Annotated in this window: 23 protein-coding genes; 16 read left to right on the top strand and 7 right to left on the bottom strand. The window is 65.6% G+C overall.

Annotated elements, in window-relative coordinates; all coding sequences use genetic code 11:
* Positions 1-107: 107 nt before the first annotated feature.
* Positions 108-2,963, top strand: coding sequence for an RNA polymerase-associated protein RapA (gene rapA, locus ACYVKM_RS16920; RefSeq protein WP_460878778.1), 2,856 nt, complete (start codon positions 108-110; stop codon positions 2,961-2,963).
* Between the two features lie 33 nt (positions 2,964-2,996).
* On the opposite strand, the gene ACYVKM_RS16915 is transcribed toward rapA, so the two are convergent.
* The 5 genes from ACYVKM_RS16915 to ACYVKM_RS16895 form a co-directional block, all read right to left on the bottom strand.
* Positions 2,997-4,364, bottom strand: coding sequence for an amino acid permease (locus ACYVKM_RS16915; protein ID WP_460878777.1), 1,368 nt, complete (start codon positions 4,362-4,364; stop codon positions 2,997-2,999).
* Positions 4,365-4,388: 24 nt separating this feature from the next.
* Entirely contained in the window at positions 4,389-5,006 is a 618-nt protein-coding gene (locus ACYVKM_RS16910) for a rhomboid family intramembrane serine protease (RefSeq protein WP_460878776.1), read from the bottom strand.
* Between the two features lie 184 nt (positions 5,007-5,190).
* Positions 5,191-5,883 (bottom strand): C40 family peptidase, encoded by a 693-nt coding sequence (locus ACYVKM_RS16905; RefSeq protein ID WP_460878932.1) that lies wholly within the window; start codon positions 5,881-5,883, stop codon positions 5,191-5,193.
* 481 nt (positions 5,884-6,364) lie between these two features.
* Positions 6,365-7,075 carry a YggS family pyridoxal phosphate-dependent enzyme gene (locus ACYVKM_RS16900; protein ID WP_460878775.1) on the bottom strand — a complete coding sequence of 237 codons (711 nt, stop codon included), beginning with the start codon at positions 7,073-7,075 and terminating at the stop codon, positions 6,365-6,367.
* 16 nt (positions 7,076-7,091) lie between these two features.
* Complete coding sequence (locus tag ACYVKM_RS16895) at positions 7,092-8,516, bottom strand: M20 family metallopeptidase (protein ID WP_460878774.1); 1,425 nt, start codon at positions 8,514-8,516, stop codon at positions 7,092-7,094.
* Positions 8,517-8,753: 237 nt separating this feature from the next.
* Here ACYVKM_RS16895 and ACYVKM_RS16890 point away from each other — a divergent pair, with 237 nt between their 5' ends.
* The 13 genes from ACYVKM_RS16890 to ACYVKM_RS16830 all read left to right on the top strand — a co-directional run bounded on the left by ACYVKM_RS16890 (position 8,754) and on the right by ACYVKM_RS16830 (position 20,010).
* Positions 8,754-9,122, top strand: a complete 369-nt coding sequence (locus ACYVKM_RS16890) for a ComEA family DNA-binding protein (protein WP_460878773.1) — start codon at positions 8,754-8,756, stop codon at positions 9,120-9,122.
* A gap of 102 nt (positions 9,123-9,224) precedes the next feature.
* The gene (locus tag ACYVKM_RS16885; RefSeq protein ID WP_460878772.1) at positions 9,225-9,698 is read left to right on the top strand and encodes an SET domain-containing protein-lysine N-methyltransferase; all 474 of its coding nucleotides are present in this window, start codon (positions 9,225-9,227) and stop codon (positions 9,696-9,698) included.
* 5 nt (positions 9,699-9,703) lie between these two features.
* On the top strand, positions 9,704-10,249 hold the full coding sequence (locus ACYVKM_RS16880; protein WP_460878771.1) for a GNAT family N-acetyltransferase: 546 nt from the start codon (positions 9,704-9,706) through the stop codon (positions 10,247-10,249).
* A 232-nt stretch (positions 10,250-10,481) separates the two neighbouring features.
* Complete coding sequence (locus tag ACYVKM_RS16875) at positions 10,482-11,171, top strand: response regulator (protein WP_460878770.1); 690 nt, start codon at positions 10,482-10,484, stop codon at positions 11,169-11,171.
* Positions 11,168-12,568, top strand: a complete 1,401-nt coding sequence (locus ACYVKM_RS16870; RefSeq protein ID WP_460878769.1) for an ATP-binding protein — start codon at positions 11,168-11,170, stop codon at positions 12,566-12,568. The genes ACYVKM_RS16875 and ACYVKM_RS16870 overlap by 4 nt, the downstream gene beginning before the upstream one ends.
* 198 nt (positions 12,569-12,766) lie before the next feature.
* Entirely contained in the window at positions 12,767-14,200 is a 1,434-nt protein-coding gene (locus tag ACYVKM_RS16865) for an efflux transporter outer membrane subunit (RefSeq protein WP_460878768.1), read from the top strand.
* A complete protein-coding gene (locus ACYVKM_RS16860; RefSeq protein WP_460878767.1) occupies positions 14,200-15,330 on the top strand; it encodes an ABC transporter permease in 1,131 nt (376 codons plus the stop codon). The genes ACYVKM_RS16865 and ACYVKM_RS16860 overlap by 1 nt, the downstream gene beginning before the upstream one ends.
* Positions 15,331-15,335: 5 nt before the next feature.
* Positions 15,336-16,088: an ABC transporter ATP-binding protein gene (locus ACYVKM_RS16855; protein ID WP_460878766.1), complete on the top strand. Its 753-nt coding sequence runs from the start codon at positions 15,336-15,338 to the stop codon at positions 16,086-16,088.
* Positions 16,085-17,092, top strand: coding sequence for an efflux RND transporter periplasmic adaptor subunit (locus ACYVKM_RS16850; protein WP_460878765.1), 1,008 nt, complete (start codon positions 16,085-16,087; stop codon positions 17,090-17,092). Before ACYVKM_RS16855 ends, ACYVKM_RS16850 begins: the two co-directional genes overlap by 4 nt.
* A gap of 82 nt (positions 17,093-17,174) precedes the next feature.
* Complete coding sequence (locus ACYVKM_RS16845) at positions 17,175-18,011, top strand: alpha/beta hydrolase (RefSeq protein WP_460878764.1); 837 nt, start codon at positions 17,175-17,177, stop codon at positions 18,009-18,011.
* Positions 18,011-18,391, top strand: coding sequence for a hypothetical protein (locus ACYVKM_RS16840; RefSeq protein WP_460878763.1), 381 nt, complete (start codon positions 18,011-18,013; stop codon positions 18,389-18,391). The genes ACYVKM_RS16845 and ACYVKM_RS16840 overlap by 1 nt, the downstream gene beginning before the upstream one ends.
* Positions 18,388-18,783, top strand: coding sequence for a DMT family transporter (locus ACYVKM_RS16835; RefSeq protein WP_460878762.1), 396 nt, complete (start codon positions 18,388-18,390; stop codon positions 18,781-18,783). Before ACYVKM_RS16840 ends, ACYVKM_RS16835 begins: the two co-directional genes overlap by 4 nt.
* Positions 18,784-18,801: 18 nt before the next feature.
* Positions 18,802-20,010, top strand: a complete 1,209-nt coding sequence (locus ACYVKM_RS16830) for a DegT/DnrJ/EryC1/StrS family aminotransferase (RefSeq protein ID WP_460878761.1) — start codon at positions 18,802-18,804, stop codon at positions 20,008-20,010.
* A 2-nt stretch (positions 20,011-20,012) separates the two neighbouring features.
* On the opposite strand, the gene ACYVKM_RS16825 is transcribed toward ACYVKM_RS16830, so the two are convergent.
* Together ACYVKM_RS16825 and ACYVKM_RS16820 are read right to left on the bottom strand one after the other, a co-directional pair.
* Positions 20,013-20,894: a hypothetical protein gene (locus ACYVKM_RS16825; RefSeq protein WP_460878760.1), complete on the bottom strand. Its 882-nt coding sequence runs from the start codon at positions 20,892-20,894 to the stop codon at positions 20,013-20,015.
* The gene (locus tag ACYVKM_RS16820) at positions 20,887-21,957 is read right to left on the bottom strand and encodes a peptidogalycan biosysnthesis protein (protein WP_460878759.1); all 1,071 of its coding nucleotides are present in this window, start codon (positions 21,955-21,957) and stop codon (positions 20,887-20,889) included. The genes ACYVKM_RS16825 and ACYVKM_RS16820 overlap by 8 nt, the downstream gene beginning before the upstream one ends.
* 68 nt (positions 21,958-22,025) lie before the next feature.
* Here ACYVKM_RS16820 and ACYVKM_RS16815 point away from each other — a divergent pair, with 68 nt between their 5' ends.
* Both ACYVKM_RS16815 and ACYVKM_RS16810 read left to right on the top strand, forming a co-directional pair.
* Entirely contained in the window at positions 22,026-22,283 is a 258-nt protein-coding gene (locus tag ACYVKM_RS16815) for an acyl carrier protein (protein ID WP_460878758.1), read from the top strand.
* A complete protein-coding gene (locus tag ACYVKM_RS16810) occupies positions 22,280-23,515 on the top strand; it encodes a beta-ketoacyl-[acyl-carrier-protein] synthase family protein (protein ID WP_460878757.1) in 1,236 nt (411 codons plus the stop codon). The genes ACYVKM_RS16815 and ACYVKM_RS16810 overlap by 4 nt, the downstream gene beginning before the upstream one ends.
* Positions 23,516-23,554: the final 39 nt, after the last annotated feature.

Here is a 23,554-nt window from a genome sequence, read left to right as displayed (position 1 = left end):
GGTGTGGTGATGCTGGCTCCACCCCGAACGACCGTGCGTTTGAAGGCATGGTCAGCCACAGCCGTTGAGCGGATAATCGGCAACCCTCGACGCTAAGCGGCTGCGCAATGTTCGTACCTGGTCAACGCTGGATCTCCTCTGCCGAACCCGAGCTGGGCCTCGGCACCGTATTGCGCGTCGAAGGACGCGGCGTGCAGGTGCTGTTTGCCAAGGCCGGGGTGCTGCGCCCGTACGCGGTCGACTCGGCACCGCTGCTGCGTGCCGAATTCCGCGCCGGCCAGCGAGTGGCCGGCAAGGGCATCGCGTTCCTGGTGGAGCGCGTGGAGATCCGCGAGGAGCTGCTGATCTATCGCGGCGAGGGTCGCGAACTGCACGAGGGCCAGCTCGACGACGAGCAGAGCGTGAGCCAGGCCGATGATCGCCTGATCGGTGGCCGCACCGACCCGGTGGCGCAGTTCGAGCTGCGCATGGAAGGCCTCAAGCGCCGTGCCGAGGCTCGCCGCTCGGCGGCCTGGGGCCTGGGCGCAGCGAGGATCGGGCTGGTGCCGCACCAACTGCGCGTGGCCGGCATCGCCTCGGCGCGCCGGCCTCCGCGGGTTCTGCTGGCGGACGAGGTCGGCCTGGGCAAGACCATCGAGGCCGGCATGATCATCGCGCGCCAGCTCGCCACCGGCCGCGCCTCGCGCGTGCTGCTGTTGTTGCCCGATACCCTCGTCTACCAGTGGTTCGTCGAGCTGTTGCGCCGCTTCAATCTCAGCTTCGCGATCTATGACGAGGAGCGCTGCGAGGCACTGACTCAATCCGACGAGCAGCCATCCGGCGACGGCGGCAACCCATTCGAGGACGAGCAGCTGGTGATCGCCGATTTCGGCTTTCTCGAGAACTCGCCGAAGTACGCGCAGCAATTGCTGGACGCGCCGTGGGATCTGCTGGTGGTCGACGAGGCGCACCATCTGGCGTGGTCGCCGGAAGCCGCCAGCCCGCGCTACGCGATGGTGGAGAAACTGTCTGCCGCGATCCCCGGTGTGATCCTGCTCACTGCCACGCCGGAACAACTCGGTCGCAGCGGTCACTTCGCCCGCCTGCGCCTGCTCGATCCGCAGCGTTATCACGATCTGGACGGCTATCTGGCCGAGGCCGACAGCTATCAGGCGCTGTCGCGGATTGCCGACCGGTTGCTGGATGGCGTCGCGCTCGACGATGCCCAGCGTGACACCCTGGCCAAGGCCTTCCACGGCGATCAGACGCTCACCGCGCAGCTGGCCGAATCGACCAAGCCGGCGAACGCGCGTGAACTGCTCGCCGCACTGATCGACCGCCACGGCACCGGCCGCGTGATGTTCCGCAACAACCGCGCCGGCGTGGGCGGCTTTCCCAAGCGCTTGCCCGAGTGGCATCTGCTCGACGCCGGCACGCTGGAGGAAAGCGCGCGCCAGTCCCTGCTGGCCGAATTCCATGCCGACATCCAGCAACCGCCGGCCCTGATCGAGGTCGACTACAACACCGATCCACGCGTCGACGCGCTGATCACCCTGCTCGACCAGCACCCGCAGGACAAGTTCCTGCTGATCTGCCGCAGCCAGGCCAAGGTGCTGGCGCTGGAGGAAGCGCTGCGCACTCGCAGCGGCGTCGGTGTGGCGCGCTTCCACGAAGGCCTCGGCATCATCCAGCGCGACCGCAACGCGGCGTATTTCGCCCAGCCCGACGGCGCGCGCCTGCTGCTGTGTTCGGAGATCGGCTCGGAAGGGCGCAACTTCCAGTTCGCGCACCGGCTGGTCCTGTGGGACCTGCCGCTCGATCCGGACCTGCTCGAACAGCGCATCGGCCGGCTCGACCGCATCGGCCAGAAACACGACATCAACATCCACATCCTTGCCGTCGCCGACAGCGCGCAGCATGTGCTGGCGCGCTGGTACGACGAAGGCATCGACGCGTTCCGCCTGAGCCCGGCCGACGGCCGCGAGCTGCTGCGCCGCTATGGCGAACCGCTGGCACGGCTGGCCGATGAACATGCACGTGGCGACGACAATCGCGATCAGGAGATGGATGTACTGCTCGCCGAGACGCGTGCCAGCCACGAACAAATGGCTGAACTGATCCGTGCCGGTCGCGACCACCTTCTTGAACTGGCGTCCAGCCGCGACCTGCACGCCGACGAACTGCAACAGGCGTTTGCCCGCGAAGATCGTGATCCCGGCCGCGATGCCTTCGTGCAACGCCTGCTGGAAGCCTTCGGCATCCATGCCGAAGAACTCGGCGGCCAGGTGCTGCTGCTCGATCCGCAATACCTGTCCACCGATGCCCTGCCCGGTTTCACTGAAGGCCCGCAGTCGGTGACGTTCGCCCGCGAGGTGGCGCTGGCACGCGAAGACCTGCCGTTGTTGCGGCTGGATCACCCGCTGGTGGCCGGTGCGCTGGATCTGGCGCTGTCAGGTGAACAGGGCAACGCCGCCTTCATGGTCGACGATGAATTGTCGCCGCGCACGGCCCTGCTGCAGGCCGTGTTCCTGCTCGAATGCGTCGCCGATCGACAACTCGACGCCGAGCGCTTCCTGCCGACCCTGCCGATCACCGTCACGGTCGACACCCGGCTGGCCGAACGCGTCGATTTCTCACCCAGCGACATCGCCTTGCGCAAGGCCGGCGACCGCAATATCGAAGTGGCGCGCTACCGCAAGTTCCTCGGCAAGCTGGTGCCCCCGATGCTGGAACGTGCCGAGACACTCGCCGGTACGCGCGGACGGGCCAGCATCGACGAGGCCGTGGCGCTGGCCACGACCACGCTGGATGCGGAGCTGTCGCGCCTGCTCGCGCTGCGTGCGGTGAATCCGTCAGTCAGCGAAACCGAAATCACCGCCGTCGCCGATGAGCGTTCCGCCCTGCTGGCGGCGCTGCCGCAATCCCGCCTGCGGCTGGACGCGGTGCGCTTCGTGGTCAGCCCGGACTTCCTCGCGCTGCGTTGAGCAGCGCGCTCCCCTTGTTCACTTCCCGTCTGATCAAGCGGCGGGTTGATACCCGGTTGCCCGCAGGCGACGGTCTATGCCAAACACCTTGTAGGCCACCGTCAGCAACAGCACCCAAGCCACGCCCACATAGAGTGCCACCCGGGTATCCGCGCTGTAGCCGAGCATCACCAGCACGAAGGCGAGAAATGCCAGGCACACCACGCTGCTCAATGGCCACCAGCGCAAGCGGAAGGCCAGCGCGGCTGTCTGTTGCCGACGGAAGCGCCAGTGCGCGATCAGCACCATGCCCCAGGTCCATACGGTGTTGAAGGCGAGGATCGACATCATCATGCCAAAGATGCGCCCGGGCACCAGGTAGTTCATCAGCACGCCGAACAACAGGAACACGATGGTCACCAGCACACCGCGTACCGGTACGCCGTGCGCGTTCACCCGCCCCATCGCCGTCGGCGCCTGCCCCTTGCCGGCAAGGCTGTGCAGCATGCGGCTGCCACTGAAGGTGGTGGAGTTGAAGCTGGAGAGTGCCGCGGTGATCACCACGAAGTTGATCAGTCCTGCCGCCTGCGGAATGCCGAGCTTCGCGAACGTGCCGACGAATGGACTGCTGTTGGCATCCAGCGCGTTCCACGGATAGATCGCCATGATCACGAACAGCGCACCGATATAGAAGATCAGGATGCGCCAGATCACCGAGTTCACCGCGCGCGGAATGGTGCGCTCCGGCTGCGCCGCCTCGGCCGCCGCCATGCCTATCGTCTCGATGCCGCCGAACGAGAACACCAGCACCGGCAACGCCAGCACCATGCCGGTGATGCCGTTCGGGAACCAGCCGCCATGCGTCCACAGGTTGGACAGGCCGACCGGATGTCCGCCATTGCCCCAGCCCAGCCAGATGATCGCGGCGCCGCCAAGGATCATCAGTACCACGGTCAGCACCTTGATCAGCGCGAACCAGAACTCCAGCTCGCCGTACACCTTCACCGCCATCAGGTTCAGGCCGCCGATCATCGCCACGCTGCCGAACGCCCAGATCCACTGCGGCAGTTCGGGAAACCACGCCTTCATGTAGATGCCCACCGCAGTGCTCTCGGCAATGCCCACGCCCATCATCAGGATCCAGTAGTTCCAGCCGGTGAGATAGCCGGCGAATGGTCCCAGGTACTTGTGCGCGTAGGCGCTGAAGGAACCGGCGATCGGCTCGTGCGCGGCCATCTCGCCCAGCGCGCGCATGATGATGAAGATCATCACGCCGCCGAACAGGTAGGCGAACAGCACCGACGGCCCGGCCAGCCGGATCGTGCTGGCCGAACCGAGGAACAGGCCGGCGCCGATGCACATGCCCAGCGCCATGAAGGTGATGTGGCGCGGGGTCAGCCGGCGTTGCAGGGATTCGGACATGGTTTTCTCATGGATGGATATCGGTCAGCGCATCAGGCGCCGCTTCGGCTTGAGCGGTAGCCGCCCGCGCCAGTACTGGATCAGCACAATGCCGCCCAGCATGCCACCAAGGTGGGCGAAATGCGCAACACCCGGCTCGAAGCCGGTCACGCCCATGGTCAGTTCGACGACGGCATACCCCGTCACGAACAGCCATGCCGGCATCGGGATCGGCAGGAACATCAGCATCACTTTCTCGTGCGGATACATCATGCCGAACGCCAGCAGCAGGCCGAAGATCGCACCGGACGCACCGAGCGTGGGACCGTATTCCGTCGGCGGAAAGAACCACAGCACCGCCAGCTGCAGCAATGAGGCGACGATCGCGCAGACGAAGTAGTAGATGGTGAATTCGCGCGCACCCAGCGTACGCTCGATCGCTCCGCCGAACATGTACAGCGCAAACATGTTGAACAGGATATGGGTAAGGCCGCCATGCAGGAATGCGCTGGTGATGATCTGCCAGACGCCGAACAGGCCACTGCCAAGCGGCCAGAGCGCGAAATACTGCACGATGACGTCGCCCATCACCTGCTGCAGCAGGAATACGGCGATATTGGCGATGAGCAGGTTGCGTGTGACGGGCGGCAGATCAAACGGCATCAGAAGGTTCCCGGTGGATCAACGGCAGCAAGGCAAGCGCTGCACAGGCATCGGTGCGACACCGACATGGGTACGCTGACCGGCATTGCACAAGATCGTTCATCCAGGACATTACTGGCTTGGCGCGAGGAACGAAAAAGCCGCCTCGCGGCGGCTTTCGGCAGCGACGACAGCAAGCATCGGATCAACCGTTGTGCGCGACCTGCACGATCGCCTCCGGACGCTTGGCGCCGGCAAAGCGCTTGGCCCAGTAGGCATCGTTGAGGCTGGAAATCTCCACCGACTTGCCGGTGGCAGGCGAATGAATGAAGCGACCCTCGGAAATGTAGATGCCTACATGCGAGATATTCCGCTTGCCATGGGTACGGAAGAACACCAGATCACCGGGCTTCATGTCGGCGCGGTTGACCTTGAGCCCGGCCAGGAACTGCGAGGCCGAATTGGTCGGCAACTGCAGGCCGATCGCATGGGCAAATACGTAACGGACAAAGCCGCTGCAGTCGAAACCGGTCGAGGGATCGCGGCCGCCACGCACATAGCGGATATCACGCAGATTCATCGCCATCGTGATCAGCGCCTTGCGCAGATCGGTGACGTTCTCGGCACCGGCTGTGTCCGGCGTCTGACCCGACTTGCCGATTGCCACGGTATTCCCGACCACGGCGCTCCGATCACCGGCGGTCAACGCACCGAAATAAGTCGGCTTGGTGGACTGCACCAGCATCTGGGCCGGATTGAATACCGGCGCCTGGTTCAGCCAGGTCGGCGTGGCGTCAATACTGACCGGAGCTGCGGTCGCCGCGAAGGCATTGGCTTGGAGCAGATGGGCTGCCGGCAGTGTCGATGTCGCCTCGACGGTATCTGTCGTATCGGCGATGGCGGTGTCTGCAAGGGTTGTGCTGGATTTCGCCGAATGGGTGTGGAGTGTCTTGTGCGCCGCGCTTGCCAGCTTGTTGTGCGTCGGCTTGTGATGGGCCGACTTGCTGCTCGCCTGCTTGTGCTGCACGTGCTTCGCATGGACCGGCTTGCTGTGCGTCTTGCTGGTGTTGGCCTGCACGGGTGCGACAACGAGCAAGGCTGCAGCGAGCACGGAGAAGGCGGTCAATCGGTTGATTGGCATGCGGGAAAAATCCCCTGGAGTACATCAGGATTGGCCGCCTGCGAAGCTGACGACGTGACTGGAACGTGAAGTTAGCAAGAAGACATAGGCCATTTGTTCTATCGAGGTTAATTGAACTCCATCGTTTCAAAAAACCGTGACCTGCTGCACGCTAGCATAACTAATTGATTTTAAATAATTAAAATCCACGCCACGATCTTTCCCGGTAATTTCAGAGCCTGATCAGACTTTCATGCCGTTAATCCGGGGTCGGGTAGGGTCGGCCACCGAAGATCGCCGTGCCAATACGCACCTCGGTGGCGCCTTCGGCGATGGCCAGCGGAAAGTCGCCGCTCATTCCCATCGAAAGTCTTGGCAGATCATGACCTTGCGCCATCGACTGGTCGCGCAGCTGATGCAACAGACGGAAGCAGCCGCGCACTTCGTCGGCTACGTCGGAATGGATCGCCAGCGTCATCAGGCCCCGCACCCGCAGGGTGTCATAACCGCGCAGGGTATCCAGGAAAGTGGGCAGCTGGGCCGGCAGCAGTCCGTACTTGCTTGGCTCGGGCGAGGTCTTGACCTGTACCAGCACGTCCATCGACCGACCTGCCTGCTGCAGTTGCCGATGCAGCGCCGCCGCCAGTTCCAGCCGATCCAGCGACTGCACCTCGCTGGCCAGTCGCGCCACCTCTTTGGCCTTGTTGGTCTGCAGGTGACCGATCACCACCCAGTCGATGCCGCAATCGGCCAGCGTGGCTGCCTTGTCGCGAATCTCCTGCACCCTGTTCTCACCAAAGCGGCGCAGGCCCAGCGCAACCGCTGCCCGGACCACGTCCGGACCGAAGGTCTTGCTGACCGGCAGGATGCCTACCGTGGCTGGATCACGTCCGGCCTCGCGGCAGGCGTCGTCGACCCGTCGGCGGATCTGCGCCAAGTTGGCAGCCACATAGGTGGTATCCGTGCTCATGCGCCGGTGATCGGGCTCAGGCCTTCGCACCCTGCTGGTGGTGCCGCGCCACCACTTCAGCCACCACCATGCTCACTTTCTTGCCGGTAGGGATGTGCAGGAACTCGTTCGGACCATGTGCGTTGGAATGCGGGCCGAGCACACCGGTGATCAGGAATTGTGCCTTGGGGAATTTCTCGCCCAGCATGCCCATGAAGGGGATGCTGCCACCCTCACCCATATAGGTCGCCGGCGCGCCGAAGTGGTGCTGCGAGGCTTCGGCCACCGCCTGCTCCAGCCACGGCGAAAGCGCCGGCGCATTCCAGCCGCTGCCGTCCTTTTCCAGCGCAAAGGTGACCTTGGCCCCATACGGGGGATCCTTTTCCAGCAGTTGCTTGAGGAACTCGCCTGCCTTGGCGCCATTGAGCGTCGGCGGCACGCGCAGGCTGAGCTTCACCGACGTCTGCGGACGCAACACGTTGCCGGCGCTGTCCAGCGGCGGCATGCCGCCGACGCCGGTGACGGCCAGCTGCGGACGCCAGGTGCGGTTGAGCACCAGTTCGGCCAGATCATGGGTCACCGGCCGCATGCCTTCGACCCACGGGAACTTGCTGTAGATATCGTCGCCAAGCACCTCGGCCGAGAGCCTGGCCTGTTCGATCCGTTGTGCCGGAATCTCGACGTACAGCTCTTTCGGCTTGATCTGGCCGGTGGCCGGATCCTCCAGCCGCGACAGCAATTCGCGCAGGATGCGGAAACTCGACGGCACCACGCCGGAGGCATCGCCCGAGTGCACGCCCTCCTCCAGCACCTGCACGGTGAGATTGCCGCCGGTCATGCCGCGCAGCGAGGTGGTCAGCCAAAGCTGATCGTAGTTGCCGCAGCCCGAATCCAGGCAGACCACCAGCGATGGGCTGCCGATGCGCGCGGCCAGATGATCGACGTAATACGGCAGGTCGTAGCTGCCGGATTCCTCGCAGGCCTCGATCATCACCACGCAACGCGCGTGCGGGATGCCCTGCTCGTGCAACGCCAGCAGTGCGGCCAGCGAACCGAAGATGGCGTAGCCATCGTCGGCGCCACCGCGGCCATACAGCTTGTCGCCCTTGATCACCGGCGTCCACGGACCAAGGCCCTCGGCCCAACCGGTCATTTCCGGCTGCTTGTCCAGATGGCCGTACAGCATCACGGTGTCGTCGCCTTGACCGGGCACTTCGATATAGATGAGCGGCGTGCGCCCTTCCAGCCGTACCACCTCCAGCGTGGCACCGGGCAACGCCGCCAGCTTGGAGCGCGCCCAGGTTTCCATCAGCTTCACCGCAGCGTCCATGTAGCCGTGTGCGGCCCAGTCCTTGTCGAACATCGGCGACTTGTTGGGAATGCGGATGTACTCGACCAGTTGCGGCACGATTTCGTCGTCCCACAAACCGCTGACGTAACGGGAAAGACGGGCAGTATCCATGGTCAAGCTCCGGCGAAGATCAGTCCGGCATTGTAACAGCGCCCCCAGGAATGCTCTGGTTCATTCGGCGCATTACGTTACCGGCAACGCGCCGACATGGCATCAGGGGATGCCCACATCAGACTGCAACGCTGGCGCACAGTCTCGCCATGGCGTTGCCGACTGCATGGCCACCCGCCGCCAGCCACAGTGACGGCGCGGTACCCGGATACCGCCATCACACCAGGGAGAAAGGCCATGTTCCACAAACTTGCTTCGTTTGCCCTTGCATTGATCCTCGCGCTGCCCGCCCTGTCGTTCGCCGCGACGCCCGTCAACATCAACAAGGCCGATGCCGCCACCATCGCCAGTTCGCTCGATGGCATCGGCGAGTCCAAGGCGCAGGCGATCGTCGCCTGGCGCGACGCGCACGGCCCCTTCAAGAGCGCGGACGACCTGGCCCAGGTCAAGGGCATCGGTCAGGCGACGCTGGAACGCAACCGGGCAGCCATCCTGCTCGCCGACACCGCCGCCGAAACCACGACCGCAGCCAAGGCGGACAAGCCTGTCAAGAGTCGACGCCGGAGCAAGAAAGCCGCCGTCGAGGATGCCGCGACGGGCGAATAATCGGCGAGCCCTTTCCATGGATCGGAGTCCGGCGGCGCGATCCATCGTGGGTCGCGCCGCTTGCGTTACACTCGCGCGCCCTTTCCTGCCGCTATATCCGCCATGATCCTGCCGCGCTATCACATTGCCGCCTCCGCCATCCACGGCGCCGGCAAGGGCCTGTTCCTGGATGAAACCGTGGCAGCCGGACGCATCATCACCGCGCCCGACGGCATCAATCACACCTACCGCCACGCCGACATCACCGCCTCGCCGGAGCTCAGCGCACAGTTCCACGCCAGCGCGCGCTGGTTCGAGGATCGTTACACGCTGTCGCCCGACTGGCCGGACGAGTGCTACATCAACCACAGCTTCACGCCCAACGGACTGTGGCATCTCGGCTTCGTGTTCGCGCTGGCCGAGTTGCCGCCCGGCACCGAGATCACGGTGGACTATCGGCACCTGCTCCCGCCCGGTGAGAACGAAGATTTTGTCGATTCGGTCACAGGTGAGACAATCACCGGATTGTCCTGGCATGAAAGCCTCGCCAGCAGCACCCGTGCGCTGGCCGGATTGCTGGACGCCACCCACCGCTGATTGTGATGTTTGATATTCCAACTCTTGAAACGGCGCGCCTGCGCCTGACCGCGCTGACCGAACAGCACTTCAATGACTACGCCGCGATGCTGGCCGACCCGGACAGCACGCGCTGGATCGGCGACGGACAGCCGCTGGACCGCACCAATGCCTGGCGCTCGCTGGCCATGCTGCTGGGCCACTGGCAGCTGCGCGGCTGCGGCATGTGGGCGCTGGAGCTGAAGTCCAGCGGTGAATTCATCGGCCGCGCCGGCCTGATGTATCCCGATGGCTGGCCGGATCTGGAGCTGGGCTGGATGCTGAAACCGGAACACCGCCACCACGGCTATGCCACCGAAGCGGGCGACGTGGTGCTCGACTTTGCCTGGAACCAGCTGCATGCCCAGCGCGTGATCAGCCTGGTGCGGATCGGCAACGAAGCCTCCGATCGGGTGGCCGAGCGGCTTGGCGGCGAGCACATCGAGGACATGGATTTCTACGGCAGCAACAGCCACGTGTTCGCCTACTATCCGCCGCACCGCGAACACCGGCGCGCATACGCCTCGGCATGACCTTCACACGCGGCAGCAACCCGCCAGGGTGGCTTCCGGCTTCGATCCTGCCTGACCGTCCCCCGAACGCCGCTGCCGCGAGCGGGAACTGCAGCGGACATGGCTTGTCTGCAAGGACGCAACGCCGGAGAATCCGACAACACGCCGTGCCCGCCATGGGCAGCAGGCTGACATCGGGTCGTACCACGCCTCATGGTTGTTGATCCGCGGCCCACCTCCCCGGGAGTCCCTCATGCGCATCCTGCTGGCCGAGGATGATTCATCCATCGCCGAAGGCATTTGCGCGTCGCTGCGACACGGCGGCCATGCCGTGGATCACGTTGCCAACGGCAGCCTCGCCGATACGGCGCTGCGCGACCACGAATATGACCTGCTGGTGCTGGACCTGGGTCTGCCGTCGCTCGACGGCAGTGAGGTATTGCGTCGTCTGCGTGGTCGCGGCACGGGGTTGCCCGTGCTGGTGGTGACGGCGCGTGACGGCCTGCCAGAACGCATTCGCGTGCTCGATCTGGGTGCCGACGACTACCTCGTGAAACCCTTTGCGCTGACCGAGTTCGAGGCGCGCGTGCGTGCGTTGCTGCGCCGGGCCAGCAGCCAGGGCAAACCGGAGCTGCAACTGGGCCGGTTGCGGCTGGATCTGCCCGGGCATCGCGCCTGGATTGACCAGGTGCCGCTGGAGCTGACTGCACGCGAGTTCGGCCTGCTGGAAGCGCTGGCCCTGCGTGCCGACCGCGTCACCAGCCGCGCACAGCTGATCGAGGCGTTGTGCGACTGGGACCAGGAACTGACCGACAACGGGCTGGATATCGCGATCCATCGCCTGCGCCGCAAATTGCAGGGTAGCGGCACCGGCGTGCGCACGATCCGCGGGCTGGGCTATCTGCTGGAAGAAGCCGAGGAATCCGGGAACGATCCGGCATGAGCCCGCAGCCCATCCGCCGTCGCCGCCCCAGTCTGCGCCGCCGCCTGCTGATTTTCCTGCTGATTCCGATGGCTGCGTTGTTGCTGCTGGACGCATTGCTGACTTACAGCGTGGCCCTGGGCTACGCCAACAAGGTGCATGACCGCGATCTCAGCGACGATGCGTTGACGCTGGCGAAGATGCTCGGCAACGACCAGCTCGGCGGCACGCTGTCGCCACAGGCGCGATTCCTGCTCGAATACGATCCGGCCGGCCACAGCTATTTCAGCGTCATCAGCACCCGGCACGGACTGCTGGCGGGCAATGGACGCCTGCCGCAACTTTCGCAGGCACCCGTGCTGGGCGATGCACCGGCGCTATATGACACGCAGTTGGACAAGCATGCGTTGCGCGCTGCCAGCGTGCACACCAACACCAGTCATGATGCCGGGGACAGCCTGATCATCACGGTGGCCGAAACCCTGCGCGACCGCCACGAACAGGCGCGGGAAATCCTGCTGCTGGCAACTTTGATGCAGACCTTGCTGATCGTCTGCGTGCTGTCGCTGGTCTGGTTCGGCGTCAGTCGCGGCCTGCGCGTGCTCGATCCGTTGACAGCCCGGCTGGCCGCACGCACGCATGAACTGACGCCGATCAACGGCCCCGATGTACCGCAGGAAATCCAGCCGCTGACACGCACCATCGACGCGCTGTTCGGCCGCCTGCGCGGGATGCTGGCCCTGCATGACCGCTTCATCGCCGATGCGGCTCACCAGCTGCGCACACCGCTGGCCGGATTGAGCCTGCATGTCGACCGCGCGCTGGCCGACCCGCAGCCGGAGACCGTGACCGACGCGCTCATGCACATCCAGCGGCTGACCCATCGTGCTGCACGGACCACCTCGCAACTGCTGTCGCTGGCGCGCGCGCAAGCCTCACCGGACGACAACGAGGAGTGCAGGCTGCTCGATCTTGCCCGCTTGATTCCCGAAGCTGTTTCGTTGCGTGTGCACGATGCCCTGGTCGCCGGCGTGGATCTGGGCTATCAAGGGCCGGCTGCCAAGCAAGCGCTGTGCATCCTCGGCGATGCTGCCAGCGTGCAGGATCTGCTGGACAACCTGATCGACAACAGCGTGCGCTATGGTGGCCGCGGCAGCACAGTCACCGTCGCGCTGCATGCACGGACCGACGGTGGCGCCAGCCTCCGTGTCGAGGACGACGGCCCCGGTGTGGCCCCCGAACTGCTGCCGCGTCTGAGCGAGCGTTTCTTCCGCGCCGCCGCCAATGGCGAGGAAGGCAGCGGACTGGGCCTGGCGATCGTCCAGCGCATCGCTGAACGACATCAGGCCGAAGTGACCTATCGGTCGGGCGAGGAACGTGGCCTGTGCGTCGAAGTGCACTTCCCGCCGGTGGCCTGAGATGAGGTCCGGCCACCCAGTTCAGTGCACCGTGCCTGTACGTCCGGTCGCTCCCCTATTGCGATCCCGTGCTTCGCCTTCACAATAGTCGATGACACCACCGCGGCAACGACCAACGATGACCATCACGGATATCCATTGAACGCAGCAACGCCGGATCATCGCCATGGAACCATGCATATCGTGCCATCCCGAACCTTGAGCAAGGCAACCGCCGCCGGCCTGCTTCGCGGCTGCCTGATCGGCGCCCTGCTCGGCGGCCTCGCCGGCTGCGCTGCCCCCATGCCCAGGCTGACCCCGCCGGTGCCTGCGCAATGGCAACATGCGATCGCCTCGGATCCGGCCAAGCCGAGCGACCTGCACGGCTGGTGGCATGCCTTCGGTGATTCCGGGCTCGATGCACTGGTCGACCGTGCACTGGCCAACAATCTTGATGTGGCGCAGGCCGTCGAGCGCCTGCGTGCCGTGCGTGCGTTGCACGATAGTGCCCAGGCACGTTACCTGCCGTCGTTGCGTGCGAGCACCAACGATGTGGTCGAACCGAGCGCAAACGCCTCCTACCAACTGGTCGGCTTCGATGCCAGCTGGGAGTTTGGCCTGTTCGGCCGGGCCGAGGGCACCCGTCGCGAAGCGCGCGGCGCGCTGGACGCCGGCATCGCCGATCTGCGCACCGCGCAGGTCTCGCTGGTCGCCGAGGTCGTGCGCGAATGGGTCGAATTGCGCACCGCGCAGCAGCAGGAACAACTGCTGTTGCGGATCAATCAGGCCCGCAAGCATGAATGGCAACTGCAGCAGGTGCGCCAGCATCTGCAACTGACGGCATCCAGCGCGGTGGACCAGGCCCAGGCCGCACTCGCGCAGTCCACAGCTGCCCTGGCCGCACCCCGGCAGGCCATCAATGCCAGCGCCCAGCGACTGGCCATGCTACTTGGCCAGAACCAGCCCGATGCCGCGTGGCTGCAAGCGGGCGCGCCGCCCGAACTGGGCGCGTGGAAGCTCGACAGCACCCCGGCCGACCTGGTGCGCACGCGCCCGGAGATTGCCCGTGCCGAAGCGGACGTGTTGCAGGCCGCCGGCGCACTGGCGCTGGCCCATGCCGACCTGTTTCCCAGCATCGGCATCGGCGGCTCGATCGACTGGTCGACCGACATCGACAACAACACCAGGCATTCCACCACTCCCAATTCGATCGTCTCGCTGGGGCCGGAACTCAATATTCCCCTGTTCGACTGGGGCATCCGGCTGGCCGCCAAGCACGCCAAGGATCACGAGCTGAAAGCCAGCGTATTGGCCTATCGGCAAGCCGTGCTGCAAGGCGTGACCGAGGTGGAGACTGCACTGGGCACCGTGCAGCAGCAGCAGCAGCGCGAACAGCAGAGTCTGCTCGCATGGCAGGCGCTGCAGCGCGTCGACCAGGCCGCACAGACCCGGGTGGACCTGCAACTGGGCAGCCCGCTCGATCTTGCCGAGAGCCGGATTGCCGCCGATCAGGCCGCGATCGAACTGGCCGACGCCCGTGCCGGGCACAGCCTGGCCTACGTCGCGTTGTTCAAGGCACTCGGTGGTGCGCCATTGCCAACCGCTGCCGAGACGGATACGCCACCGACAGCCGACGACGAGGCGCACCACTAATGGTGGCCCTCGCGCGCAAGACGCTGATCTACGAATGGCGCCGCTTCCTGCCGGCGATGCTCGCGGTCGGTTTCGCCGGCCTGCTGCAACTGCTGCAGATTGCGCTGGTGCTGGGCATCTTCGGCAGCACCAGTCTCTACATCACCGGCTCGTCGGCGGATGTCTGGGTGGGCTATCCCGGCACCCAGAGCGTGGGTTCGGGCCGAACCATCGATGCCGACGTGGAGTCGCGCATCCTGATGGACCCGGCCGTACGGCGTGTCGAACCCTATATCTGGGTCGATGGGGACTGGCGTGGCCCCACCGAAACCGGCGGTGTCTCGGTGTTTGTTTCCGGCATCGACCCGCGTCCCGATGGTCTGATGTTCTCCAAGGCGCTGGCGCCCGACCTGCGCGCGCGGCTGGCGGAACCGGACGCGGTCGTCGTCGACCGTTCGGTGCTGGACCAACTCGGCGTCGACATCGGCCAGACCGCCACCATCAATGGCCATCAAGTGCGCGTGGTCGGTATCAGCAGCGGCCTGCGCGCACTTGGCGGTGTCAACGTGCTGTGCTCGCTGGATACCGCGCGACGGCTGAATGACGATCCGACCGACAGCGGCCCGACCTACCTGGTCGCCAAGCTGCGCGATCCGGCCCAGGCCGCGGCGGTTGCCACGCGCCTGCGCGGCAGCGCGGCGTTCGGTCCCTACACGACCTGGAGCGCCAAGGATTTTGCCAGGATCTCGGTGCGCTACTGGCTGTTCGATACGGGTGCAGGTGCCGGCGTGCTGTTCCTGGCCGGCATCGTGTTCCTGGTCGGCGCGGTGATCACCAGCCAGACCCTGATCGCCGCGGTCAATGGTTCGATGCGTGAATACGCCACCCTCAATGCGCTGGGCGTGGGCGTGGGCGCACTGCGCCGGGTGGTGCTGGAACAGGCATTCTGGGTGGGGGCACTCGGCCTGCTCGGTGCCGGCGTGCTCGGCATCGTGCTGATGCTGCTGGCACGCAGCCAGGATGTGCCGGTGGTGCTGAACGTGCCGGCGGCGCTCGCCTGCATCGTCCTGGTGATGGGCCTGGCCGCGGTTTCCGGACTGGCCGCGATGCGCAGCATGCGCCGCGCCGACCCTGCCACCCTGTTGAGGTAGCCGCGATGCATCCTGCCGCCACCACCGAACACGCACGCGCGCCCGCCCTGCTGGCCGCAGGGATCAGCAAGGCCTTCGTGTCCGGCCATCAGCGCACCCAGGTGCTGGACAACCTCTCGCTGAGCCTCGATGCCGGCGAACTGACCCTGATCTCGGGTCCCTCCGGCTGCGGCAAGAGCACCCTGCTGGCGATCCTCAGCGGCCTGCAGAAGGTCGACAGCGGGCATGTGCGGGCACTCGGCAGCGAACTCGGCCAGCTCGACATGCGCGCGCTGGAACGCTTCCGCCTGCAGCACACCGGCTTCGTCTTCCAGGGCTTCAACCTGTTTCCCGCGCTGAGCGCGTTCGAGCAGGTCGAGCTGCCGCTGAACCACATGGGCCTGTCGCGCAGCGAGGCCCGCCGCCGTGCACAGCAGTCGCTGGAAGAAGTCGGCCTGGCGCACCGCATGCGCCTGCGGCCATCCGAGCTGTCCGGCGGCGAGAAGCAGCGCGTGGCGATCGCCCGCGCACTCGCCAAGGAGCCGGAGTTGCTGTTCGCCGATGAACCGACCAGTGCGCTGGACGCGGCGAACGGTCAGATGATCATCGACATCCTGCACCGGATCGCCCGCACCCACGGCACCACCGTGCTGTGCGTCAGCCACGATCCGCGCCTGGTCGTCCACGCCGATCGCGTCCTGGCGATGGAAGATGGCCGCATACTCAGCGATCGGCGTCCGTCCGCGCCGACCGCATCAGATCAGGGAATTCCGTCATGAAGCAGCCCATCATCAAGCCGCCCGTACCCTTTTCGTCACGGCACCCGCGGGCCTCGCTGCTGATTCGTTTCGGCTGTCTCGCCATCGCCATCGCCATGCCATACCTGCTCAGCGCGTGTTCCAGATCCGCCGATGCTCCCAACAGCACCACGGCCAAACCCGTTGCTGCGTATGCCGCGGTGGCTCGTGGCAGGATCGATATCGAAGGCGGCCTGCTGAACTTGTCGATGTCGCGCGAAGGCACCCTGGCCACGGTCGCCGTGCATGAAGGCGATCACGTCAAACAGGGACAGCTGCTCGCCGCGCTGGATACCGAGCCGGCCAGACTGGCGGTAGATGCGGCACAGACGCAACTGGAACAGGCTCAGGCGCAACTGAAGCTGCTGGCAGTCAAGCAGACGGCTGCGAAAGAACGCGCCCGCCGGCTCACCGCGGCGGCGGCCGCCGGCGCCGGCGATGGCCAGAGCGCCGACGACGCGCGCGAAGCCGCGGCGCAACTCGATGCCGAGCAGCAGGCCGACCAGGCCGCACGGGACATGGCCAGCCAGAAACTGGACGAAGCCCGCTACGAGCTGAAGCAGCGCAGCCTGCGCGCGCCGTTCGATGGCGAGGTGGTTCACGTGCTGGCCCAGCCCGGTGCCAGCGTGTCGCCGTCGTCCGGCCCGCTGTTCACCCTGCTGCCGCAGAAGCCGCGGATTGTCCGTGCCGAACTCAACGAGAGTTTCGTCGGGGTGATCCAGCCGGGCATGCACGCCGAGGTGGTTGCCGACAGCGGCAGCGACAATGCCCGCTGGAGCGCGCACGTGCTGCGTATCGGCCAGGTTTACGGGCCAGCCACGCTGGAGAACGACCCGCAGGTGCGCGCCAACGCGCGCACGGTGGAATGCGTACTCGCCTTCGACCAGCCCGGCACCGATCAAACCCAGGATCTGCGCATCGGCCAGCGCGTGATCGTGCGCTTCGGCACAGCTCAAAAAGCGGCCCCGGCAGCCCCGAAAGACTGAAGAAACCGCGATCTGCGACCCTGCAATGTATCGAGGACCGCTGTCGATCAAGCGATGGCGGCCCGGCAAACAGGGCTAGCGTGTGATCCAGCAAACTGATTTCTTTTTCGAAGGTGGCCGCAGTGGCGTGCTGCTGATCCACGGCCTGACCGGCACGCCGATGGAAATGCGCCTGCTCGGCAAGGGGCTGAACCGTGCCGGCTTTACCGTGCACGGCATGCAGCTGGCCGGCCACTGCGGCAACGTCGAGGATCTGCTCGCCACCGGTTGGCGCGACTGGTATGCCAGCGTCGAGAAGGCTGCAGACGAGATGCTCGGCAAGGTCGACCACCTGTTCGTCGGCGGCCTGTCGATGGGCGCTCTGCTGGCACTGAAACTGGCCGCGGATCGACCACGGCAGATTTCCGGCGTTGGCGTCTACGGCGCCACCTTCCGCTACGACGGCTGGAGCATTCCGCGCATGGCGCGACTGTCGTTCCTGCTGCCGCTGCTGAAGAAACTCGGCATCGGCCGTGACCGCAGCTTCATGGAACAACCGCCCTACGGCATCCGCGACGAGCGCCTGCGCGCGCAGGTCAGCACGGCGATGCTCAGCGGCGACAGCGCTGCTGCCGGTCTGCCGGGCAATCCGTGGTATTCGCTGGCCGAGATGTACGGGCTGGCCGCCGAAGTGCGCAGCCAGCTGTCGCAGGTGACCGCACCGTGTCTGGTCGCACACGCCAGCGAGGACGACGTCGCCAGCCTGAAGAATGCCGAGCTGGTGATGCGCGAAGTCAGCGCACCGGCCGAGCTGCTGCTGCTCAAGGACAGCTATCACATGATCACCATCGACAAGGAGCGGCGCACCCTGATCGACCGCTCGGCCACTTTCTTCGACAGCATTGCCGCGTCGAACAGCACGCAGCGCGTCGCTGCCTGATGATGCTGGCAGAGGGTTCCATCTCTCCGCTGGTGGCCGGTCTGTGGTTGCTCAACATCGTGCTGGACACCGGCGGCCAGCTGGCCTTCAAAGCCGCCGCCGGCGACGAAGCAGCCGGTGATGGCCTGGCGCGCTGGAAGCACATGGCGTCACGGCCCTGGCTTTGGCTCGGTGTTGGCAGCTACGTGATCGAGTTCCTGGTGTGGATCGCTTTCCTGTCGCTGCTCCCGTTGTCCGAAGGCGTGCTGCTGGGCTCGATCAACATCGTCGCGATCATGGTCGCCGGGCGCTTCCTGTTCGGCGAAAAACTCACCCGGCTGCGGGTCGCCGGCATCCTGCTGGTGACGCTCGGCGTGGTGATCGTGGGAGTCGGCGGATGAAGCGCTTCTACCTGATCGGCTTCCTGTTGCTGATGGGGTTCGACACCCTGGCGCAGATCAGCTTCAAGTACGCCGGCACCCAGGCGCTGCCCGTGGCGGCCAGCCTCGAGTGGGTGCTGCGCGTGTTCGGCCACCCATGGGTCTACGGTGCCGTGATCGGCTATGTCGGCGCGTTCTTCACCTGGATGGCCCTGCTCAAGCACGCGCCGATCGGTCCCGCCTTCGCCGCCTCGCATCTCGAAGTGGTATCGGTGATGCTGCTGTCGATCTGGCTGTTCGACGAGCACCTCAACACGGCCCGCGTCCTCGGTGCGATCGCGATCATCGCCGGCATCGTCTGCCTGGGCATGGCCGAGAGCCGCGAGCACGTGCCGGAACCTGCCGAAACCTGAGCACCGGTGAAGCTGCGCATGCTGCCCCGTCGCCACGAACTGCCACCCACCGCCGGCCTGCCGCTCAGGTTCGCCGACCTGCGTCCGGGTGCCGCGACACTGGCAGACGATATCGCCACTCAGCTCGGCACCCCGCCACTGCAACTGGAATGCTCCGGCACCGCCAGCCTGCTGGTCACGCTGACCGCTCTGCGCGAACTGCAACCCAAGCGTCGCCGCGTCGTGGTGCCCGCATACACCTGTCCGCTGGTCGCGATCGCGGTGCAGCAGGCCGGGCTCGAACTGCAGTTGTGCGATCTGCGCGCCGGTCATTACGACATGGATCCCGCCGCATTGCGCGCGGCCTGCGACGAACGCACGCTCGCGATCATGCCCACCCATCTGGCCGGCCGCGTCGCCGATGTCGATGACGCGCTGGCGGTCGCCAACAACATCGGCGCGTACGTGATCGAGGATGCCGCACAGGCGCTGGGCGCACGACGCGACGGCAGCAGCGTGGGGCTGGCCGGCGACGTGGGATTTTTCAGCCTGGCCGCCGGCAAGGGTTTGTCGATCTACGAGGGCGGCCTGTTGCTGGCGCGCGATCCGGAGCTACGCGAGCGACTGGCCCGCACATCCGCACGCATCGTGCCGCGCAGCCTCGGCTGGGAAGCGAAGCGCAGCATCGAACTGCTCGGCTACGCCACGCTGTACCGGCCGCGCGGCCTGCGGCTGGCATACGGCAGGCCGCTGCGCCGGGCCTTGCGCCGTGGCGATCCGGTGGTCGCCGTGGGCGACGACTTTCCGCTGACGATACCGCTGCACCGCGTCGGTCGCTGGCGCCAGGCCGTGGGTGCGCATGCGGCCACCCGCCTGCCGGCCTTCCGCGATCAGCTGTCCGCGCAGGCGCAACGCCACCTGCCACGGCTGCGCCGTATCGAGGGCATTGAAGTGCTGGGTGACCCGATTGGCACACATGGCACCTGGCCGTTCTTCCTGTTGCTGCTGCCCGACCAGCGACGACGCGATGCCGCGCTGGCACACCTGTGGCAAGCCGGTCTGGGGGTCAGCCGCCTGTTCATCCATGCCCTGCCGGACTACACCTATCTCGCCGGCGTGGTGCCGGCGAAGGATGTGCCACATGCGCGTGATTTCGCCGCGCGCAGCCTGAGCATCGGCAACAGCCCATGGATGACTGACGGGGACTTCGAGGCGATCTGCGGCGTGCTCGAAACCGTACTGCGCTGAACTCAGCCGGACGTCGCTGCAATCGCCTCCAGCAATTGCAGATTCAGCGCATGCTGCTGTGCCTGCCAGTCGGCCAGCATGGCCGGATCGATTGCGGGCTGCTCGTCCATCGCCGACAACCGGCGCTTCCACCAGCTCTGATAGCGATAGTGCGAAACCTCGCCGTTGATGTCGCTGCCGACCAGGCCGTGGCGCAGGCTGCCGATTAAGCTCAATGCATGCCCGGTCAACAGCCGGCCCTGATCCCAGTTGGTGTGCGCCACCTCGGGCGAGAACGCGTCCTTGTCGATCGACAGATAGCTCGGCACCGCCTGTGTGCGCTGCAGGTCGACGAACGCATCGACCATCGCCTCGGGCGTGTCGAAGCCACGGAATGCCTGCGCCAGCCCGAGCCGGCGCGACCAGCCGGTGTCCACGCCGATGCTCCAGTAGCTCAGCTTGCCGCGCCGCAATGGGGTCAGGTAGTTCTCCCACGCGTGGCCGCCGCCGATGTCGGCCGAGGTGATGCCCAGCACATGCACGTGACTGACCTGCGGCAGCATCGCCACCTTGCGTACCCATGAACCGCAATGCACGCCGAACGGAAAACGCATGTTGTCCGGGTGGTTGTCCAGCACGACGACCTGGAACGATGTATCTCGCGGCAGGCGCGCGATCAGCGGCCAGCTCAGGTGGTGGAAATCACCGCTGCCCATGAACACGGTGCCGTACTGGGCCGGCAGCAATTCGTCGAGCATCGTGCCGAATCGCCGCATGGTCGCGAGCGAGCAGCCGAAGCGGATCGACTCCTGCCAATGCTCCAGCGGCAGTACCAGGCGATCAGGCAGTGGCCCGACCGAACGGTCGATATCGAGTACGACGGGCCGGTTTGCGAGATCACTCATCGGTAGCCTCCGTTGCCGCCTGCCAGCTGCGATCGCTTTCAAAATGACTGCCGAGCTTGCGCAGCAAGGCGCGCAGCAACGGATTGCGTGCATATACCGCATGCCGCGTGAAGGTCATGCTGGCACCGAGGAAGGATTTCACCTCGGGATCGGTCCAGCCGGCGACGTAATGGGTCAGCCCGCGCTGCCGCGCGTAGTCGAGGTTGTGCATCCAGCTGACGAAATACAGGTTGTGCTCGCGCGCCTGCGGGTAGGCAAAGCCGACGTACTTGTCGATCAGCTTGCCACCGTGCTCGTAGCAGAGATTCCAGCCGATCATCTGCCCGGCGTGGCGATAGACGAACACCACGCCGTGGCTGCCGGCATCCTGCAACACCTCGCGGAAGAACGCCGCGCTCAGCCGGTCGAAGTGGATCTCGCTTTGTGCGTACACGTTGTCGAACAGCGCATGGAACTCCGCCAGCGTGGCTTCATCATGGAAGCGCGCATCGCCGGTACGCACGACCTCGATCTCGAGATCGGCACGCGAGCGCAGCTTGCGCCGGATATTCTTCCGTCGACCGGACGATAGCCGTGCGAGGTAATCGTCGTTCGACGCGAAATCGATCGGAACCCAGGCCAGCGCCTGCCCTTCCAGCATCACGTAACCTGCAGCCTCACAGGCGCGGGCGAATTCACGCGCATAGGTGTTCTCGCCGTCACTGAGCAGGGGCGAATCCTGTGCAATGTCCTTGACGATCAGCAGCCGGCATTCATGCCCGTACGCGGCCTTCAGCCCCTGCGCAAGATCAGCCGGTGTCACCGCGGATGGCAGCGGCGCATATTCGGACACCGTGGTACCGGCAAAGCGCGTGCGCCAGCGCAGCAGGCGCCCCCACCAGCGATACAGCGGCAAACGAGTGACCCGGCGACGCAGATCATCGTCCGCCGTGGTCAGCAGATCGAACGGCGCCACGAAGCTCGGCATGCCCTGCGGCGACAGCTCCACCGTGAAGCCGATCGGCGGCTGCGCCAGGAAATGCGCGAGCAGGGCATCCGGCTCCAATTGCGATATGAAAGGCATAAGTAAGCAAATTTGCCTAGACTGGTTGATATGTAACATTGTCGTGTGCAGCCAGGAGCCTACTCGTCATGAACGATACGACCCAGCAAGAGCTTTTCGACATCATCGCCAAGCAGGCCAAGATCGATGTGGCCATCATCAAGCCCGAGTCCACCTTGAAAGACCTGGGTATCGCCTCGCTGGAGGCGATCGAACTGATCTTCGACATCGAGGAGCATTTCGACATCACCTTCCCCGACCAGCAAGGCGCCAACTTCGACAGCGACACCGTGCAAAGCCTGATCGACGCCGTACAGAAGGCGCTGGACGAAAAGGCCGCGAAATGACACAGGGCAATCCGATGCGCCGTGTGGTGATCACCGGCATGGGTGCAATCAGCCCGCTCGGTGTCGGCGCCGAAACGCTGTGGCAGGGTCTTCGTGAAGGTCGCAGTGCCATCGGCCCGCTGCAGCATCCCGACGCCGATCGTCTGCGCGTGAAGGTCGCCGCGCAGGTGCCGGCGAGTTTCGATCCGGCGGCGAATATCGACGAACGCACCTTGCCGATGCTCGACCGCACCTCGGAATTCGCGCTGCATGCCGCGCGTGAGGCGATCGCGCAATCCGGACTGGACTTCCGTCAGAACGGGCTCGGTGTGCGCACCGCAGTGGTGGTCGGTACCGGCGTCGGCGGCGAAACCACCCAGGACGAACAGAGTCGACGGCTGTATGCGGAGAATTCGCAGCGTGCACACCCGCTCACCATCGTGCGCCTGATGACCAACGCCTCGGCCAGCCAGATCAGCATCGCCTATGGCCTGCGCGGCCCGACCTATGCGGTGGCCAGCGCCTGCGCTTCGGCGAACCACGCGATCATCCAGGCCGCACAGATGATCCGCTATGGCATGGCTGACGTCGCCATCACCGGTGGCACCGAAGCCTGCCTCACCTATGGCGCACTGCGCGCGTGGGAAGCCATGCGGGTGCTGGCCGACGACACCTGCCGCCCATTCAGTGCGAACCGGCGCGGCCTGGTGCTCGGCGAAGGTGCCGGCATCTTCGTGCTGGAATCGCTGGAACGCGCGCAGGCGCGCGGCGCGATGATCCTTGCCGAGCTCGCCGGCAGCGGCATGACCGCCGATGCCACCGACATCGTGATGCCCAGCGCCGAAGGCTCCTCCGCGGCGATGAGCCAGGCGTTGACCGATGCCGGCCTCGCCCCGCAGGATGTCGACTACATCAACGCCCACGGCACCGGCACGCTTGCCAACGATGCCACCGAGACCAAGGCGATCCGCCTCGCGTTTGGCGCACATGCCGATCGCCTCGCCGTGTCGTCGACCAAGTCGATGCACGGCCATGCGCTGGGCGCCTCCGGTGCGCTGGAACTGGTCGCGGTCATCGGCGCCCTGCGCGACAGCGTGGTGCCGCCCACGGCGAACCTGGACAAGGTCGATCCGGCCTGCGACCTGGACTATGTACCGAACGTCGCCCGACCGATGCCGGTGCGCGCGGCGCTGAGCAACTCGTTCGCGTTCGGCGGACTCAACGCGGTACTCGCGCTCAAGCACGCCCCGTAACCAGGTTTCACCCTGCAACAAACAAAAGAACCCGGCGAC

Source organism: Rhodanobacter koreensis (genome assembly GCF_054782855.1).
This window is presented reverse-complemented; position numbering and strand designations above follow the sequence as displayed.